Origin of the sequence: Arthrobacter sp. Soil782 (genome assembly GCF_001428435.1) — a bacterium.
Classification (GTDB): domain Bacteria; phylum Actinomycetota; class Actinomycetes; order Actinomycetales; family Micrococcaceae; genus Arthrobacter_D; species Arthrobacter_D parietis.
This window is the reverse complement of the sequence record NZ_LMSO01000009.1, coordinates 567,345-580,952: the sequence shown is the minus strand read 5'-3', so window position 1 is coordinate 580,952 and position 13,608 is coordinate 567,345. Positions and strand designations below refer to the sequence as shown.

Genomic DNA, 13,608 nt, shown 5'->3' with positions numbered 1-13,608 from the left:
CCCCCATAAATAGATCTCACTCGAAGGGTAATCGATTGAAGGGGTCTCCGAAGCCGGGGGAGCGGCCGGCGAAGCGGCCCAGACTTCCGGCGCGCAGCCAGCATTCCTGATCGGCGGCGTGCTTGCGCTGGTTGGCGATGTGCTCTCGCCCTTCGTGCGGCGGGTCAAGGACGACGACGGCACGCACTAGCCGAAGACCGGGACATCCCGACGCAGGAGGGTTGGTGGTTGACTGGGATTCACCGTCCACCACTTCACCGCGCGAAGGAACGAGAACCCATGGTCATCACCGACTTCAAACGCTATCCGCTGACTTTCGGACCCAGCCCGGTGCACCACCTGCCGCGCCTCAGCAAACACCTCGGCGGCGCGCAGCTGTGGGCGAAGCGGGAGGACGTAAACTCGGGCCTTGCGTTCGGCGGCAACAAGACCCGCAAGCTCGAGTACATCGTCCCGGACATCCTCGCCGAGGGCGCTGACACCATCGTGTCGATCGGCGGATACCAGTCCAACCACACTCGGCAGGTCGCCGCAGTCGCCGCGAAACTGGGCCTGAAGGCGCTGCTGGTGCAGGAGAACTGGGTCGACTGGCCGGATCCGCTCACCGACCGCGTCGGCAACATCCTGCTTTCCCGGCTCATGGGCGCCGACGTGCGCCTTGACGCCTCCGGGTTCGACATCGGCATCCGCAGCTCCTGGAAAAACGCCATCGCCGAAGTGGAAGCGGCCGGCGGAAAGCCGTACGCCATCCCCGCAGGAGCGTCGGAACACAAGTTCGGCGGGCTGGGCTTCGCCAACTGGGCGTACGAGGTGCAGCAGCAGGAGGAGGAACTTGGCGTCTTCTTCGACACCATCGTGGTCTGCACGGTCACCGGTTCCACCCACGCGGGCATGATCGCCGGGTTCGCCGCCCTTGAGGACGCCGGTGGGCGCCCGCGCCGGGTACTCGGCATCGACGCCTCCGCCACGCTGGACAAGACCCGCGACCAGGTGGCTCGCATCGCCCGCAATACCGCCAACCTCATCGGCCTGCAGCGCGACCTGCGCGATGACGAAATCACCGTCCTCGAAGGCTGGGCCGGCGACCTCTACGGCATCCCGGTCGAGTCCACACTGGAGGCCATGCGGCTCAGCGCCTCACTCGAAGCGATGATCACCGACCCCGTCTACGAGGGCAAGTCCATGGCCGGCATGATCGACCTCGTGACCAGCAAGGACATCCCGGCGGACAGCACCGTGCTTTACGCGCACCTCGGCGGGCAGCCGGCACTCAACGCCTACAGTGGCCTGTTCAGGAGCTAGGAGAACGACGACGACGACGACGGCGACTCGCGCACGACCAGCGTGCAGCAGCACCGCTGCAGGGCGCTAGGACTGATCCTTCCGGGCATCTTCCGCGTCGCCACCTTCCTGATTCCCGCAGCAGCCATCGGGATGGCCCTGATCATGGCACTGTCGATCGCCTTCCACATCTCGCGGGGAGAGAAGGGGTTCACCATCAATATTGTGGCTCTGCTGCTCGCGCTCTTCGTGGCCTGGGGACGCTCTACGGGGTGGGCCCTGTAGGAAGCTGGCTCCGGACCTAGTACCGCGGTACTACGCACCACCAAATATCGGCACTCCAGCCCGACGATCGCAGAGCCCGAAATTCCTAATCTCGAAGGACGAACTCCACCAGGGGTTCCCTTCGTGAAAGGAATCTCCGATGAGCACCACCTCCTGGATCCGTGCAGGGTTGTTCGCCCTTCCCGTGTATGGACTTCTCACCGCCTGGTCCTCGCTGGACCCGCAACCCGACCAGGAAACCGATCCCGAAGCGTGGGCTCGATTCGTCAGCGAACCGTCCTATCTGGTTGACCACCTGATCGGTAGCACCGGCGGAACAATCCTTGCAATCTTCGGCATCTTCGCGCTCGGCGCGTATCTGGCCGCAGGGACAACCGTGCGGCTCGCACTGCCGGCCATGGTCATCGCCGTTTTCGGACAGGCGCTGCTCCTGGTGCCTGCGAGCATCTCCACGTTCACCACACCGGCCGTTGGACAGGCGTACCTGGACGGAGTGCCGGGCGTTATGGACCTGGAATTTTCGGACTCCATGATGTTCACTTTCCTGCTCGGAATCGTGCTTGCCCTCATCGGCAGCGTGTTGCTGGGTGTGGCCGTCTGGAGATCAGACACCCTCTCAGTCGGCGCCGGAGCGCTCTGGATCGCAGGCGTGATCATCTTCTACGTCTTCGGAGTTGTGACCGGCATGGTCACCATCGGAGCCAGCCTGCCCACTCAGTCCCTGGGTGCGCTACTGATGGCGGTTGCAGGTGCCTGGATCGCCTATAGCGCCATGCAGCGGAAGCACCGGCCTGTCAGTACGCGCCAGTCGCATTCCAGCGCACTGTAACCAATACACCCAAAAGAAAGACGATCCCATGATTGAGGTCACCAACCTCACGAAGCGGTTCGGCGAAACCACCGCCGTCGACGACATCTCCTTCACCGTGCAGCCCGGCAAAGTCACCGGCTTCCTCGGTCCCAACGGCGCAGGAAAAACGACCACGATGCGCGCCATCGCCGGACTCAACCTGCCGACGGCGGGAACCACCGCCGTCAACGGCAAGGCGATGAACCGCCACGCGTCCCCCATGCACGAGCTCGGGGTACTGCTCGACGCCAACGACGTCCACCCCGGCAGGACCGCGCAGGCCCATCTCGAAGCGCTCGCAGCCACCCACGGCATGGGCCGCACACGAGTACTCGAGGTCCTTGACGCCACCGGATTGGCGGACGTCGCGGGCCGCAGAGCCGGCACCTTCTCCCTCGGAATGCGGCAGCGGTTGGGGATCGCCGCAGCGTTACTGGGGGACCCGGCGTCGTTCATCCTGGACGAACCCATCAATGGGCTTGACCCGGATGGCGTGCTCTGGGTGCGGCGGCTGCTCCGCAGGCTTGCCGACGACGGCCGCACCGTCTTCCTCTCATCACACCTGATGAGTGAGATGGCGCAGGTGGCGGACCACCTGATCGTGATCGGCCGCGGCCGGATCATCCGGGACTCCACCATGGCGGAAGTGCTCGACGCCGGCACCGACCAGACCCGCGTGCTGGTCAAGGCCACCGACCCCGGGAGATTGGCTGAAGCCCTGGCGGCGCCGGGGGTGACGGTCACCCGCACCGACTCCGGCGGCCTGGAAGTGATCGGGCTCGAGGCTGTTGCCGTCTTCACCGCCGCCGCAGCCCAGGGCAACCCGCTGCACGAGCTCACCACCTCCACCGCCTCGCTTGAGGAGGCCTACATGTCCCTCACCCGCAGCGCCGTCGAATATCAAACCTCACCGGACGGCCAGGAAGGCAGCACACCATGACAACCACAACCCTCCGGCACAGCCCGACCGCTAGCAACCTGCTGCGCTCCGAATTGATCAAGCTTCGCTCACTGCGGTCCACTTACTGGGCTGCGGCTCTGACCGTCCTGTCGATCTTCCTGATGTCGTCCGGACTCATCCTGGCAGTGTCCGTGGTCCCAGCCGATGTGAACCCGGATCCCGGCGCGGTGATCCTTGACCAGGCGGGCGAGACCCCGAGCGTCACCACGCTCGCCTTCGGGTACTCATTCGCCCAGTACGTCGTGGCGATCCTGGGCGTGCTGATCATCAGCGCCGAGCGCGGGCCCGGCCTGCTCAACATGACCCTCGCCGCCGTTCCGCAACGCACACCGGTGTATACGGCGAAGCTGCTGCTCAGCGGCGCCGTGGGCTTCGGCCTGGGCCTGGTTGCGTCACTGATCTCGTTCTTCAGCGTCCAGCCGGCGCTTGCGGGACTCGGACTCGGTGCGGATATCCGCGACGTCCAGAGCATCCAGGTGATCCTCGGCGGCTCCGTGTACCTGGGTCTGATCGCGGTGCTGTCCACGGCCCTCGGAGCCCTGTTCAAGAGCACCGCTTCCGGTGGCGGAGTGATGCTCGGACTGCTCCTCTTCGCCCCCGGGCTCGTGGGCCTGATCCCCGGAATTGGAGGTTTTCTCTCCCAGATTTTGCCAACCTCCGCCGGTAGAATGTTGTACCAGCCCGTCGGCACCGTCGGCTGGTCCACCGTCCTCACCGGGCTGTTCATCCTGCTGGGTTGGGCAGTCATCTCGGCAGTCATCGCCGGTGTTCTGTTCAAAAGAAGAGATGTCACATGACACAGACGGGCGCTTCCCCGGCGGGCTGGGTTCAACCCTTCCCCGACGAGGAAGCCCTGCGCCCCGGGGCGGTTCCGCGCACCCGTCGCCTGCTTGAATCAAAACCTTGGCTGATGGACAGCATTGTCGCCCTGGCCTACACCGTCCCGCTGCTCTTCACCCGGGCCATCGCGTTGGCAACCGGTGCACCGGGCGTCAGCGTCTGGCACCTCGTCGTAGCGGTGTTGACCGGAGCGGCACTGCTGTTCAGGCGGCATTATCCGCTGACGGTGCTCGCCGTCGTCGTCGTTTTAACCACCGTGCTGACCTGGTCCCTCGATGCCAGTGTGGACATCCTCGCCGTGCCGATCGCGCTGTACGCCGTGGCGGTCTACCGCTCGCCCCGGGAAGCGTGGCTTGCAGCGGCGGCCGCGTTTGCCGTCGGATTCGCGGGCCTGCAGTTGTGGATTCCGGAGCTGCACGCCGTCGTGACCGAGGTCGGTGAAAACTATGACGAGTGGAATCTGCTGCTGATCCTTGCGCTATGCATGGCCGTCGCTGGACTGTTCGGTTCCTACTCCTATGCCCGTGCCGAGCGGGTTCGCGCCCTGGTCGAGCGCGCCGAGCAGCTCGCACGCGAACGGGACAGCCAAGCGCAGCTCGCCACACTCGCGGAGCGATCACGCATTGCCCGGGAAATGCACGACATCGTGGCGCACAGTCTCTCGGTCATGGTGGCGCTCGCCGACGGCGCCACCGCTACTGCTGACCGGGATCCGGCGCGCACCAAAGCGGCCCTCGACCAGCTGGGCGACACCGGACGGTCGGCGATCAGCGATATGCGGCGCCTGCTCTGTGTCCTCGGCGAAGGACTGGACACATCGGGTCAGCTGGAGCCCGCCCCCGGTCACCGTGATCTTTCCGTCCTCGTTGAGCGGTTCCGCACCGCCGGTCTGCCCATCCGCTATTCGGTGACCGGCGTCGCCATATCCGACGCCGGACGCGAGCTCACCATCTACCGCATCATCCAGGAGGCACTGACCAACGTGCTGCGCTACTCCCTGGAGGCGCGGACCGTTACGGTCGCCATTGCCTATAACCCCACGGAAACCGTGCTTACAGTGCACGACGACGGCCGTCACCTCGTTTCGCCCGCCCCTTCGGTGGGTGCCGGGCGGGGAATCATCGGGATGGGGGAGCGCGCTGCCCTGCACGGCGGCCGCGTGTCGGCCGGGCCGGTTGCCGAGCGCGGCTGGCGGGTTCACGCGGCGCTGCCGGTCCGCCCGGGGGAGTCATGAGCGCCGACACTGATGTCCGTGTGCTGCTGGTCGATGACCAGCCGCTTATCCGCATGGGCTTCCGGATGGTTCTGGACAGCGAGGGAGGGATCGTTGTGGTGGGCGAGGCCAACGACGGCGCTGCCGGAGTGGCGCTCGCGCTGGAACTGCAGCCCGACGTCGTCATCATGGACATTCGCATGTCCGGAATGGATGGGATCGAGGCGACTGCATTGGTCGTGAAGAAGTGCCCGGCAACCCGGGTGATCATCCTGACCACCTTTGACCTGGATGAGTACGCGTTTGCCGGCCTGCGCGCGGGAGCCAGCGGTTTCCTGCTCAAGAACGCGCGGCCTGCGGAGCTGATCGAGGCCATCCGGACAGTGGCCGCCGGGGACGCGGTCGTAGCTCCCAGGATTACCCGGCGGATGCTCGAGCTCTTTGGGGATCGGCTGCCTGACGGTGCGCCTGCGGCTTCCCATCAGAGGGACGTGCGGCTTTCGATGCTCACCGAGCGGGAGTTGGAAATCTTCACCGCCATGGGCAGAGGTTTGAATAACGCAGAAATAGCCCGTTCGTTCTTCCTGTCCGAGTCCACAGTGAAGACCCACGTCGGGCACATCCTGTTGAAACTGAACCTTCGGGACCGGGTCCATGCCGTGGTGCTCGGGTATGAGACCGGTGTGGTGTCCACCGGGGAAACACTGGCGGAGGCGCCGAACCGGATGTGAGCTTCAGCCAAGCGCGGCTCTCACGACCAGATCGAGAATGGGGCGGACGTCGGTCTCGTCATGTCGGGCGATGCGGTGCAGGATGAGGCCCTCTGAACACGCCATCACCGCACCGGCCGCGGTGTGGGGGTCACGGGCGCCCAGACCGCGCAGCACCGGCTCCAGGGCGGTCGCGATCAGGGCTCGGCCGCGCCAGAGGGCCTCGCGCAGGGCGGGATCGTGGCTGGCCTCCATGAACAGGACGAGCCGCGCCGTGGTGACAATTCGCTGGTTGCTGGTGATGTGGTCGACGAGGGCCGCAAGCGCGTCCAGGAACTCGTCAACCGAATCGGGGGCGAACGCTGCGCCGGCCCCTGCCATTTCCTGTTCGACGATGGCATCAGCCACTCCGATGAGCAGGGCATCGCGCGTTCGGAAGTAATTCGACGTCGACCCAGGTGGCAGTTGGGCCTGCTGGTCGATCCGGCGATGGGTGAGGGACTTCAGGCCTTGGGTGCCCAGCAACTCGATGGCGGCATCAATGGCACGGTCTCGGAGGGAAATCACAGAACCACTATAAACGTAGTGACATGGCACTACGTTTATAGTAAATTGGTGCTGTGGGGCCAGACCGTTCAGGAAGGCGACTGCCATGGCGACAGCACTCATCACTGGGGCCGGACGAGGAATCGGACAGGCGATCTCCCTGCGACTCGCCCGCGCCGGTTGGACAGTCTTCGCCGGAGTCCGCGATGACGCCGGCAAGGAACGCCTGACCGCAGGCGACGGGCACATCACGCCGGTCCAGCTCGATATCACCGACGCGGCACACCTTTCATCCCTGGCTGACCAACTGCCCGAGCGGTTGGACGCGCTGGTCAACAACGCCGGCATCGGTGTGCTGGGCCCGATCGAGTCAGTCACGCCGGCTGACCTGCGGCACCAGTTCGACGTCAATGTCTTCGGCCAGGTCGCGGTCACGCAAGCTGTCCTCCCGCGGCTGCGAGCCGCCCGCGGTCGGATTGTGTTCATTTCTTCGACCGGCGGTCGGACTGTGGTTCCTCTGGAGGGCGCCTACTGCGCCTCGAAGTTCGCCCTTGAGGCACTCGCCGACGCCCTCCGTGTTGAACTGAGGCCCTGGTGCATCGGCGTATCGCTGGTGGAACCCGGCCCCACCGACACCGGTTCATGGCGGGAAGTCCAGAGGATGATCGACGACATGGAGACGGGCATGTCCCCGGCACACCGGGAGCTTTACAGCCGCCACACGGCGGGGCTGCGCAGCGTGGTGAGTCGCTTCGCGCCCCGGGCAATGCCACCGGACGCTGTCGCTCGGGTCGTTGAGCGTGCGCTCACGGCACGGCGCCCACGTGCGCGCTATCCGGCCGGGGCTGACGCTCACGTGATGATCGCACTGAATGCGATCTTGCCGACACGGGTTGGTGATGCCGTTGGCGCCCGGGTTGGCGGCGTGAGATAGCGTCGCGGACGGCGTCCGCCCGGAACGGTGGAGATCGCGTGCGAGGGAAGTGCCGCCGTCGTCGGCTTTAGGCAGCACGGTGATAAAGTCGGTACAAAGTAATGCCGTCCCCATCGCTGATGCAGCGCGGGTTACGGCCCAGCAGGGCGTTCCCGCCACGAAGCACCTTACCGCCGGTATTTGAGCTCCGGGTTGCCGCCCGTCACAGAGATCGGATCCCATGACCAGGACTTCACGCCACTCCACACCGCGAGCCGGCCAGGCGCCACCCAAACTCGACCGGGGCGCCATGCGCATCGTCGCGCTGGGTGGGCTGGAGGAAATCGGCCGCAACATGACCGTCTTCGAGTTCGGCGGCAAACTGCTGATCGTCGACTGCGGAGTCCTCTTCCCCGAGGAGCACCACCCGGGTGTGGACCTGATCCTGCCTGACTTCTCCTACCTGCGGGACCGCCTGGATGACATCGTAGGCCTAGTGCTGACGCACGGGCACGAGGACCACATCGGCGCCGTTCCGTACCTTTTGCGCGAACGCGCGGATATCCCCATCATCTCGGCGAAGCTGACGCTGGCGTTCATCAAGACCAAGCTGCAGGAACACCGAATCACCGCCAAGACCGTGCAGGTCAAGGAGGGGGACCGCAAGAAGTTCGGGCCGTTTGACCTCGAGTTCCTGGCCGTCAACCACTCCATCCCGGACGGGCTGGCCGTTGCCATCCGCACCAGTGCCGGCCTGGTCCTCGCCACCGGCGACTTCAAGATGGACCAGTTCCCGTTGGACGGCCGCATCACGGACCTCGCCGGTTTCGCGCGACTCGGCGAGGAGGGCGTGGACCTGTTCCTGCCCGACTCCACCAACGCCGACGTTCCGGGCTTCCAGATCTCCGAACAGGACCTGGCGCCGGCCATCGACGAGGTGATGCGCACCGCTCCGCGCCGCATCATCGTCTCCAGCTTCGCGAGCCACATCCACCGCATTCAGCAGGTCATCGACGCCGCGCACCTGTATCACCGGAAGGTGGCCTTCGTAGGACGCTCCATGGTGCGCAACATGAAGACCGCCCGGGAACTGGGTTACCTGAACATCCCGCGCGGACTGCTGGTGGACTTCAAGGAACTCGACAAGATGGACCCCAAGAAGGCCGTCATCATCTGCACCGGATCACAGGGCGAGCCCATGGCAGCCCTGGCGCGCATGGCGAGCCAGGACCACATGATCGATCTCACCCAGGGCGATACCGTGCTGCTGGCGAGCTCGCTGATTCCGGGCAATGAGACCTCCATCTACCGGCTCATCAATGACCTGACCAAGCTCGGCGCCAACGTGGTGCACAAGGGCAACGCGAAGGTCCACGTCTCCGGCCACGCCAGCGCCGGTGAACTGGTCTACTGCTACAACCTCGTGCGTCCCCGCAACGTCATGCCGGTGCACGGCGAGCACCGCCACCTGAAGGCCAACGCGGAGCTTGCCATCCGGACCGGTGTGGACCCGAAGAAGGCCCTCGTGGTCGAGGACGGCACAACCATTGACCTCAAGGACGGAGTGGCCCGGGTAACCGGCAAGGTCACCGCCGACTACGTGTACGTCGAGAACATGGTGGCCGGCGCCGCCACCGAAGAGTCGCTGCAGGATCGCATCCGCCTCGCCGAGGACGGCGCGCTCACCGTGCTGGCGATCGTCAACCCGGATACCGGAAAGCTGGAGGAGGACCCTGAGTTCTTCCCCGTCGGCTGGGCTCCGAAGGACGGCGAGCTGGACAAGGCAACCGACATCGTGGAGAAGACGCTCGCTCAGCTGAAGGGCGAAAAGACCGGTCCCGACGCGGAGCACGCCATCGCCGAGGGTCTGGTCCGCTGGTCTGACCGCTCGCTGCGACGCAAGCCCGTCGTGACGGTCATCATCGTCGACGCCTAAGGCTCCGTTTCTTCTAAGTACCTGCAAGGGAGCTTCCTTACCTCTTGGTAAGGAAGCTCCCTTTGCGTAAGATTGGTGCATGACTCTCGCCAAGGTAACCAGTAAGGGACAGGTCACCATACCTCTCGAGATCCGGCAGAAACTTGGCCTCGAGGCGGGCTCCCGGATCGATTTCATTCTCACCGGAGAGGGCCGCGTAGTCGTCGAGCCCGTTCGTTCATCGGTGAAGTCGCTTGAAGGCGTATTTCATGATGCCCGCCGCGAGCCGGTTTCTCTGGCCGATATGCAGGACGCTATCGAGGAAGAGGCGGGAAGCGCCGCAGGTGAAAGCCTCGAACCCGGTGAAACCACGTGATTGGTGTGGACACCAATGTACTGGTCCGGTATCTGGTCAAGGATGACCCGCAGCAATCCGCTGCCGCCTCTGCGCTTTTCGCTTCCTTTTCGCCGGAATCACCGGGCTACCTCAGCGTGCCAGTTGTCGTCGAGACATTCTGGGTGCTCAGGCGCGTCTACAAGGTGAGCCATATAAAAATCGCCGATGTCCTCATTGATCTGGCGTCTTCAGAGGAATTGGTTGTGGAGCACTCGGATATTGTGCGCCAGGCAGCTCGACAAGCAGCCGAGGGCTCTGATTTCGCAGATGCTCTGATTGCCCTCAACGGGCGTGAGCGAGGCTGCGACTACACCGCTACTTTCGACTCCCAGGCAGCCCACCTACAGGGAATGAAGCTGCTCAGCTAAGCTTCCCCGCTTTACTCGCCCCCGCCGTCCGCGAATCCGCCGTCGAAGGATCCGGCGAAGTCCGCTTCCGGAGCCGGCTCCGCAACACCCGCATACGTCTGGCCGGAGCCCCCAGCACGCAACGCGGCTGGATCGCTGTAGGGGGAGGCGTCGTCGTCGGCTGTCATGAACGCAAGCACCGCGCTTGGTGCGATCGCGGCAGCAGCAACCGCGCCCGGAACGCGCAGGGCCGGGTCTTCGAAATCGGGCACCAACTCAACCTCGAACGGCACATGCCCACTGTCATTGATGTCCATGCTGTCCTCCGTCGCTGAGCCGGTGTGTACTTCTGATCGTCCTCGTTTCGCCGGCCATGTCAACGCCCTGTTCACCCGAATCGGGGCACGGCGTTCCCAAAGTGTCACCGATCACGGATAACCTGCTGTCACCGCATTACGACAGGGAGTTGGTTTCACGTGTTCCACACTTTCAACAGAGGGCCTCGCCGTGCCATCACGGCCGTCGCGCTCAGCTGCGCCGCAGCACTGACGCTCGCACCGGCAGCAACCGCCGCACCGGGTGACGCCACCATCAAGGGTTCCAACGGCAAGACTGCCTCCATCACGGTGATGGGTACCAGTGACCTCCACGGTTACATTGAGAACTGGGACTACTTCACCAACGCAGAGTACGACGACGCCGCCTCCAACGATGTTGGCCTCGCCAAGATTTCCAGCCTGGTCAAGCAGGTCCGTGCGGACCGCGGTGAGGAGTCCACCCTCCTCATCGACAACGGCGACACCATCCAGGGCACCGCGCTCACCGACTACTACGCCAACGTTGAACCCATCAACGAGACCGGCGAGCTGCACCCGATGGCGGCCGCCATGAACGTCATGGGCTATGACGCCACCACGCTGGGCAACCACGAGTTCAACTACGGGCTGCCGCTGCTGCGCGCGTACGAGGAGCAGCTCGACTTCCCGCTTCTCGGCGCCAACGTGAAGGACTGGGAGACCGGCGAAGATGCCTTCACTCCCTACGTCATCGAGACGGTCAAGCTGAACGGGCAGAAGCCCATCAAGGTCGGCATTCTTGGCCTCACCACGCCGGGCAGCGCCATCTGGGACAAGAACAACGTTGAGGGTGAACTGCGTTTCCTCGACATGGTTGAGCAGGCAGAAAAGTACGTTCCCGAGATGAAGGCAGCGGGCGCCGACGTCGTTGTTGTCAGTTCCCACTCCGGGCCATCGGGCACCTCTTCCTACGGCGACAGCCTGCCGGTCGAGAACGCTTCAACGCTGATCGCCGAGGAAGTGCCGGGGATCGACGCCATCCTCGCCGGCCACGAGCACCGCGAGATCGCCGAGCGCTTCATCACCAACAAGGAGACCGGCGAGCAGGTGCTCCTGACCGAGCCCAAGCAGTGGGGCCAGCGCCTCTCCGTCATGGACTTCGAGCTGGTCAAGGTCCGTGGGCAGTGGGATGTTCTCTCTGCTAGTTCGGAGCTGCTGAACGCCAACACCGTTGAGGCTGATCCGGAGATCTCGGCGCTCGTGGCGGACCAGCACCAGCAGGTCATTGACTACGTCAACACCGCGATCGGAACGGCTACCGAGACCATGTCCGCCGCCGAGTCCCGGTATAAGGACACCGCCGTCATGGACTTCGTGAACAAGGTGCAGGCGGACGCCGTGGACCGGGCGCTGGAGGGAACCGCCAACGCGGACCTTCCGGTCCTGTCGATTGTTGCGCCGTTCAACCGGGCCGCCGTGATTCCTGAGGGGCCCGTGACCATCCGCGACATGGCTGGGCTGTACGTCTTCCCGAACACGCTCTTCGGTGTTGAAATGACCGGTGCACAGATCAAGGACTACCTCGAGTACTCGGCGAAGTACTTCAACCAGACCGCACCCGGTGCTCCGGTTGATCCGGCCACGCTGACCAACGCGGGCGGCACTCCGGACTACAACTACGACATGATGTCCGGTGTCTCCTACAGCATCGACATCAGCAAGCCGGTGGGGGAGCGCATCGTGGATCTGAGCTACAACGGCGCACCCATCGATCCTGCGCAGCGTTTCGCTGTGGCCACGAACAACTACCGGCAGTCCGGCGGCGGGAACTTCCCGCATATCGCCACCGCGCCGGTACTCGTGAACCAGCAGACCGAGATCCGCCAGTTGCTGATCGATTACCTGATCGCCCAGGGCAGCATCGACCCGGCGAACTTCTTCGAGGTGAACTGGCAGCTCACCCGTGCGGGGGAGCCGGTCTTCAATTAGCGGCACCCGCAGTAAACGCGCAGGGCACGGGCCGCTGGGTCCGTGCCCTGCTGCTATTGCTACCCGGCGAGGCCGAGAAAGACGAGCAGCGCGCGATCGAGCCGGACCATGTCAGGGTCGGTCAGCCGCCCCAGGGTTTCGCGGACATTGTCCCGTGGCATGGTCACAATTTTGTCCACCATGAGCTGACTTCGTTGTGAAATACCGGTGGTGGCAGTCGCCTCGACAGGAATGCGGATAAGCGGCGCCTCCACCCAATGCGTGGTCAGGGGGCACACCGTGAGAGACCCTGTTGAATCAAAACGATCATCTTGAACGATGACGACGGGCCGCGGCTTGCCTGTATAGGATCCTCTTGCGGCAGCTACGCAGATATCGCCGCGGCTCATGCGTCGGGCTCCGCCTCGGCATCCCACTCGACCGATATGGCGTCAACGAAAGCCTGGTCGTCCGCTTCGGAACCGCTGGCGGCTACGAGAGCCGATTGGCGGTGCGCCGCCGCGGCAAATTCAGGAGAACGCACATCGGGCACCCAAAACTGGACAGGCCTCAGCCCCTGTTCACGCAGGCGCTTGCGATGTTCCTGAACACGGGTTCTACTGGTCATAGAACAATGTTACATGTAACAACACAAGAAGGCAGGGCGGGATGCTCACGCATCCGCGAGTCGCTGAAGAGCCCAGTCCCAGTGAATCAATTCCTGCTCCAGGCGGACCGCGGACCCGTACGTATGGTCCTGAAGCGCTTGGTACAGGAGCAATTCCTCCGCCGTCAGCCGCGTCAATTCAGCGCGCGTAGCTGAGGGCTCGGTGCCCCAGGCATCCCGATGAGCCAGCAAGGTCGCTTCATCCATGAGCACGCTGGCCACATGCGGGTGCTCAGAACGCAGTCCGTCGAGGATCTGGAAACCGTGCGTGTCCAGATCACCCCAATAAAGCACGCTGCATTCTCGCAACCAGTCGGCTTCATGCAACGCTGAAAAGCCGTAGCCCTTGCCGAAGAGAGCGAGGCTCCCCGTGCGCTCCGGGAGGGCCAAAAAGTTCACCAGGTTCTCGGTCACAACAC

At 64.3% G+C, this 13,608-nt stretch carries 18 protein-coding genes; 12 read left to right on the top strand and 6 right to left on the bottom strand.

Going from position 1 to position 13,608, the window contains the following annotated elements:
• Positions 1 to 16 precede the first annotated feature (16 nt).
• On the bottom strand, positions 17 to 250 hold the full coding sequence (locus tag ASH00_RS16745) for a hypothetical protein (RefSeq protein ID WP_157359122.1): 234 nt from the start codon (positions 248 to 250) through the stop codon (positions 17 to 19).
• 29 nt (positions 251 to 279) lie between these two features.
• Between ASH00_RS16745 and ASH00_RS13365 the strand changes: the two genes are divergently transcribed.
• The 7 genes from ASH00_RS13365 (at position 280) to ASH00_RS13335 (ending at position 6,161) form a co-directional block, all read left to right on the top strand.
• Positions 280 to 1,302: a 1-aminocyclopropane-1-carboxylate deaminase gene (locus tag ASH00_RS13365; RefSeq protein WP_056549163.1), complete on the top strand. Its 1,023-nt coding sequence runs from the start codon at positions 280 to 282 to the stop codon at positions 1,300 to 1,302.
• A gap of 42 nt (positions 1,303 to 1,344) precedes the next feature.
• Positions 1,345 to 1,566 carry a DoxX family protein gene (locus ASH00_RS13360; protein ID WP_056549161.1) on the top strand — a complete coding sequence of 74 codons (222 nt, stop codon included), beginning with the start codon at positions 1,345 to 1,347 and terminating at the stop codon, positions 1,564 to 1,566.
• A gap of 139 nt (positions 1,567 to 1,705) precedes the next feature.
• Positions 1,706 to 2,395 (top strand): hypothetical protein, encoded by a 690-nt coding sequence (locus ASH00_RS13355; protein ID WP_056549159.1) that lies wholly within the window; start codon positions 1,706 to 1,708, stop codon positions 2,393 to 2,395.
• A 28-nt stretch (positions 2,396 to 2,423) separates the two neighbouring features.
• Positions 2,424 to 3,356 carry an ABC transporter ATP-binding protein gene (locus tag ASH00_RS13350; protein WP_056549157.1) on the top strand — a complete coding sequence of 311 codons (933 nt, stop codon included), beginning with the start codon at positions 2,424 to 2,426 and terminating at the stop codon, positions 3,354 to 3,356.
• Positions 3,353 to 4,174: an ABC transporter permease subunit gene (locus ASH00_RS13345; protein ID WP_056549155.1), complete on the top strand. Its 822-nt coding sequence runs from the start codon at positions 3,353 to 3,355 to the stop codon at positions 4,172 to 4,174. Before ASH00_RS13350 ends, ASH00_RS13345 begins: the two co-directional genes overlap by 4 nt.
• Positions 4,171 to 5,451, top strand: coding sequence for a sensor histidine kinase (locus ASH00_RS13340; RefSeq protein ID WP_082566128.1), 1,281 nt, complete (start codon positions 4,171 to 4,173; stop codon positions 5,449 to 5,451). Before ASH00_RS13345 ends, ASH00_RS13340 begins: the two co-directional genes overlap by 4 nt.
• Complete coding sequence (locus ASH00_RS13335; protein WP_056549153.1) at positions 5,448 to 6,161, top strand: response regulator; 714 nt, start codon at positions 5,448 to 5,450, stop codon at positions 6,159 to 6,161. Before ASH00_RS13340 ends, ASH00_RS13335 begins: the two co-directional genes overlap by 4 nt.
• 3 nt (positions 6,162 to 6,164) lie before the next feature.
• On the opposite strand, the gene ASH00_RS13330 is transcribed toward ASH00_RS13335, so the two are convergent.
• Positions 6,165 to 6,707, bottom strand: a complete 543-nt coding sequence (locus tag ASH00_RS13330) for a TetR/AcrR family transcriptional regulator (RefSeq protein ID WP_157359121.1) — start codon at positions 6,705 to 6,707, stop codon at positions 6,165 to 6,167.
• Positions 6,708 to 6,792: 85 nt separating this feature from the next.
• Between ASH00_RS13330 and ASH00_RS13325 the strand changes: the two genes are divergently transcribed.
• The 4 genes from ASH00_RS13325 to ASH00_RS13310 all read left to right on the top strand — a co-directional run bounded on the left by ASH00_RS13325 (position 6,793) and on the right by ASH00_RS13310 (position 10,279).
• Positions 6,793 to 7,620, top strand: coding sequence for an SDR family oxidoreductase (locus tag ASH00_RS13325; RefSeq protein ID WP_056549152.1), 828 nt, complete (start codon positions 6,793 to 6,795; stop codon positions 7,618 to 7,620).
• A gap of 220 nt (positions 7,621 to 7,840) precedes the next feature.
• Entirely contained in the window at positions 7,841 to 9,535 is a 1,695-nt protein-coding gene (locus ASH00_RS13320; RefSeq protein WP_056549149.1) for a ribonuclease J, read from the top strand.
• A 79-nt stretch (positions 9,536 to 9,614) separates the two neighbouring features.
• Complete coding sequence (locus ASH00_RS13315; RefSeq protein WP_056549147.1) at positions 9,615 to 9,890, top strand: AbrB/MazE/SpoVT family DNA-binding domain-containing protein; 276 nt, start codon at positions 9,615 to 9,617, stop codon at positions 9,888 to 9,890.
• Positions 9,891 to 9,895: 5 nt separating this feature from the next.
• Positions 9,896 to 10,279, top strand: a complete 384-nt coding sequence (locus tag ASH00_RS13310; RefSeq protein WP_200954809.1) for a PIN domain-containing protein — start codon at positions 9,896 to 9,898, stop codon at positions 10,277 to 10,279.
• Positions 10,280 to 10,290: 11 nt separating this feature from the next.
• Here ASH00_RS13310 and ASH00_RS13305 read toward each other — a convergent pair whose 3' ends face one another.
• Positions 10,291 to 10,575 carry a hypothetical protein gene (locus ASH00_RS13305; RefSeq protein WP_056549143.1) on the bottom strand — a complete coding sequence of 95 codons (285 nt, stop codon included), beginning with the start codon at positions 10,573 to 10,575 and terminating at the stop codon, positions 10,291 to 10,293.
• 159 nt (positions 10,576 to 10,734) lie between these two features.
• Here ASH00_RS13305 and ASH00_RS13300 point away from each other — a divergent pair, with 159 nt between their 5' ends.
• A complete protein-coding gene (locus tag ASH00_RS13300; RefSeq protein WP_082566126.1) occupies positions 10,735 to 12,543 on the top strand; it encodes a bifunctional metallophosphatase/5'-nucleotidase in 1,809 nt (602 codons plus the stop codon).
• 59 nt (positions 12,544 to 12,602) lie between these two features.
• Here ASH00_RS13300 and ASH00_RS13295 read toward each other — a convergent pair whose 3' ends face one another.
• Genes ASH00_RS13295 through ASH00_RS13285 form a run of 3 tightly spaced genes read right to left on the bottom strand, consistent with a single transcriptional unit; the run spans position 12,603 to position 13,603 of the window.
• Positions 12,603 to 12,932, bottom strand: coding sequence for a type II toxin-antitoxin system PemK/MazF family toxin (locus tag ASH00_RS13295; RefSeq protein WP_056549141.1), 330 nt, complete (start codon positions 12,930 to 12,932; stop codon positions 12,603 to 12,605).
• On the bottom strand, positions 12,929 to 13,150 hold the full coding sequence (locus ASH00_RS13290) for an antitoxin MazE family protein (protein WP_056549139.1): 222 nt from the start codon (positions 13,148 to 13,150) through the stop codon (positions 12,929 to 12,931). The genes ASH00_RS13295 and ASH00_RS13290 overlap by 4 nt, the downstream gene beginning before the upstream one ends.
• 45 nt (positions 13,151 to 13,195) lie before the next feature.
• On the bottom strand, positions 13,196 to 13,603 hold the full coding sequence (locus ASH00_RS13285; protein WP_056549137.1) for a DUF2220 domain-containing protein: 408 nt from the start codon (positions 13,601 to 13,603) through the stop codon (positions 13,196 to 13,198).
• Positions 13,604 to 13,608 lie beyond the last annotated feature (5 nt).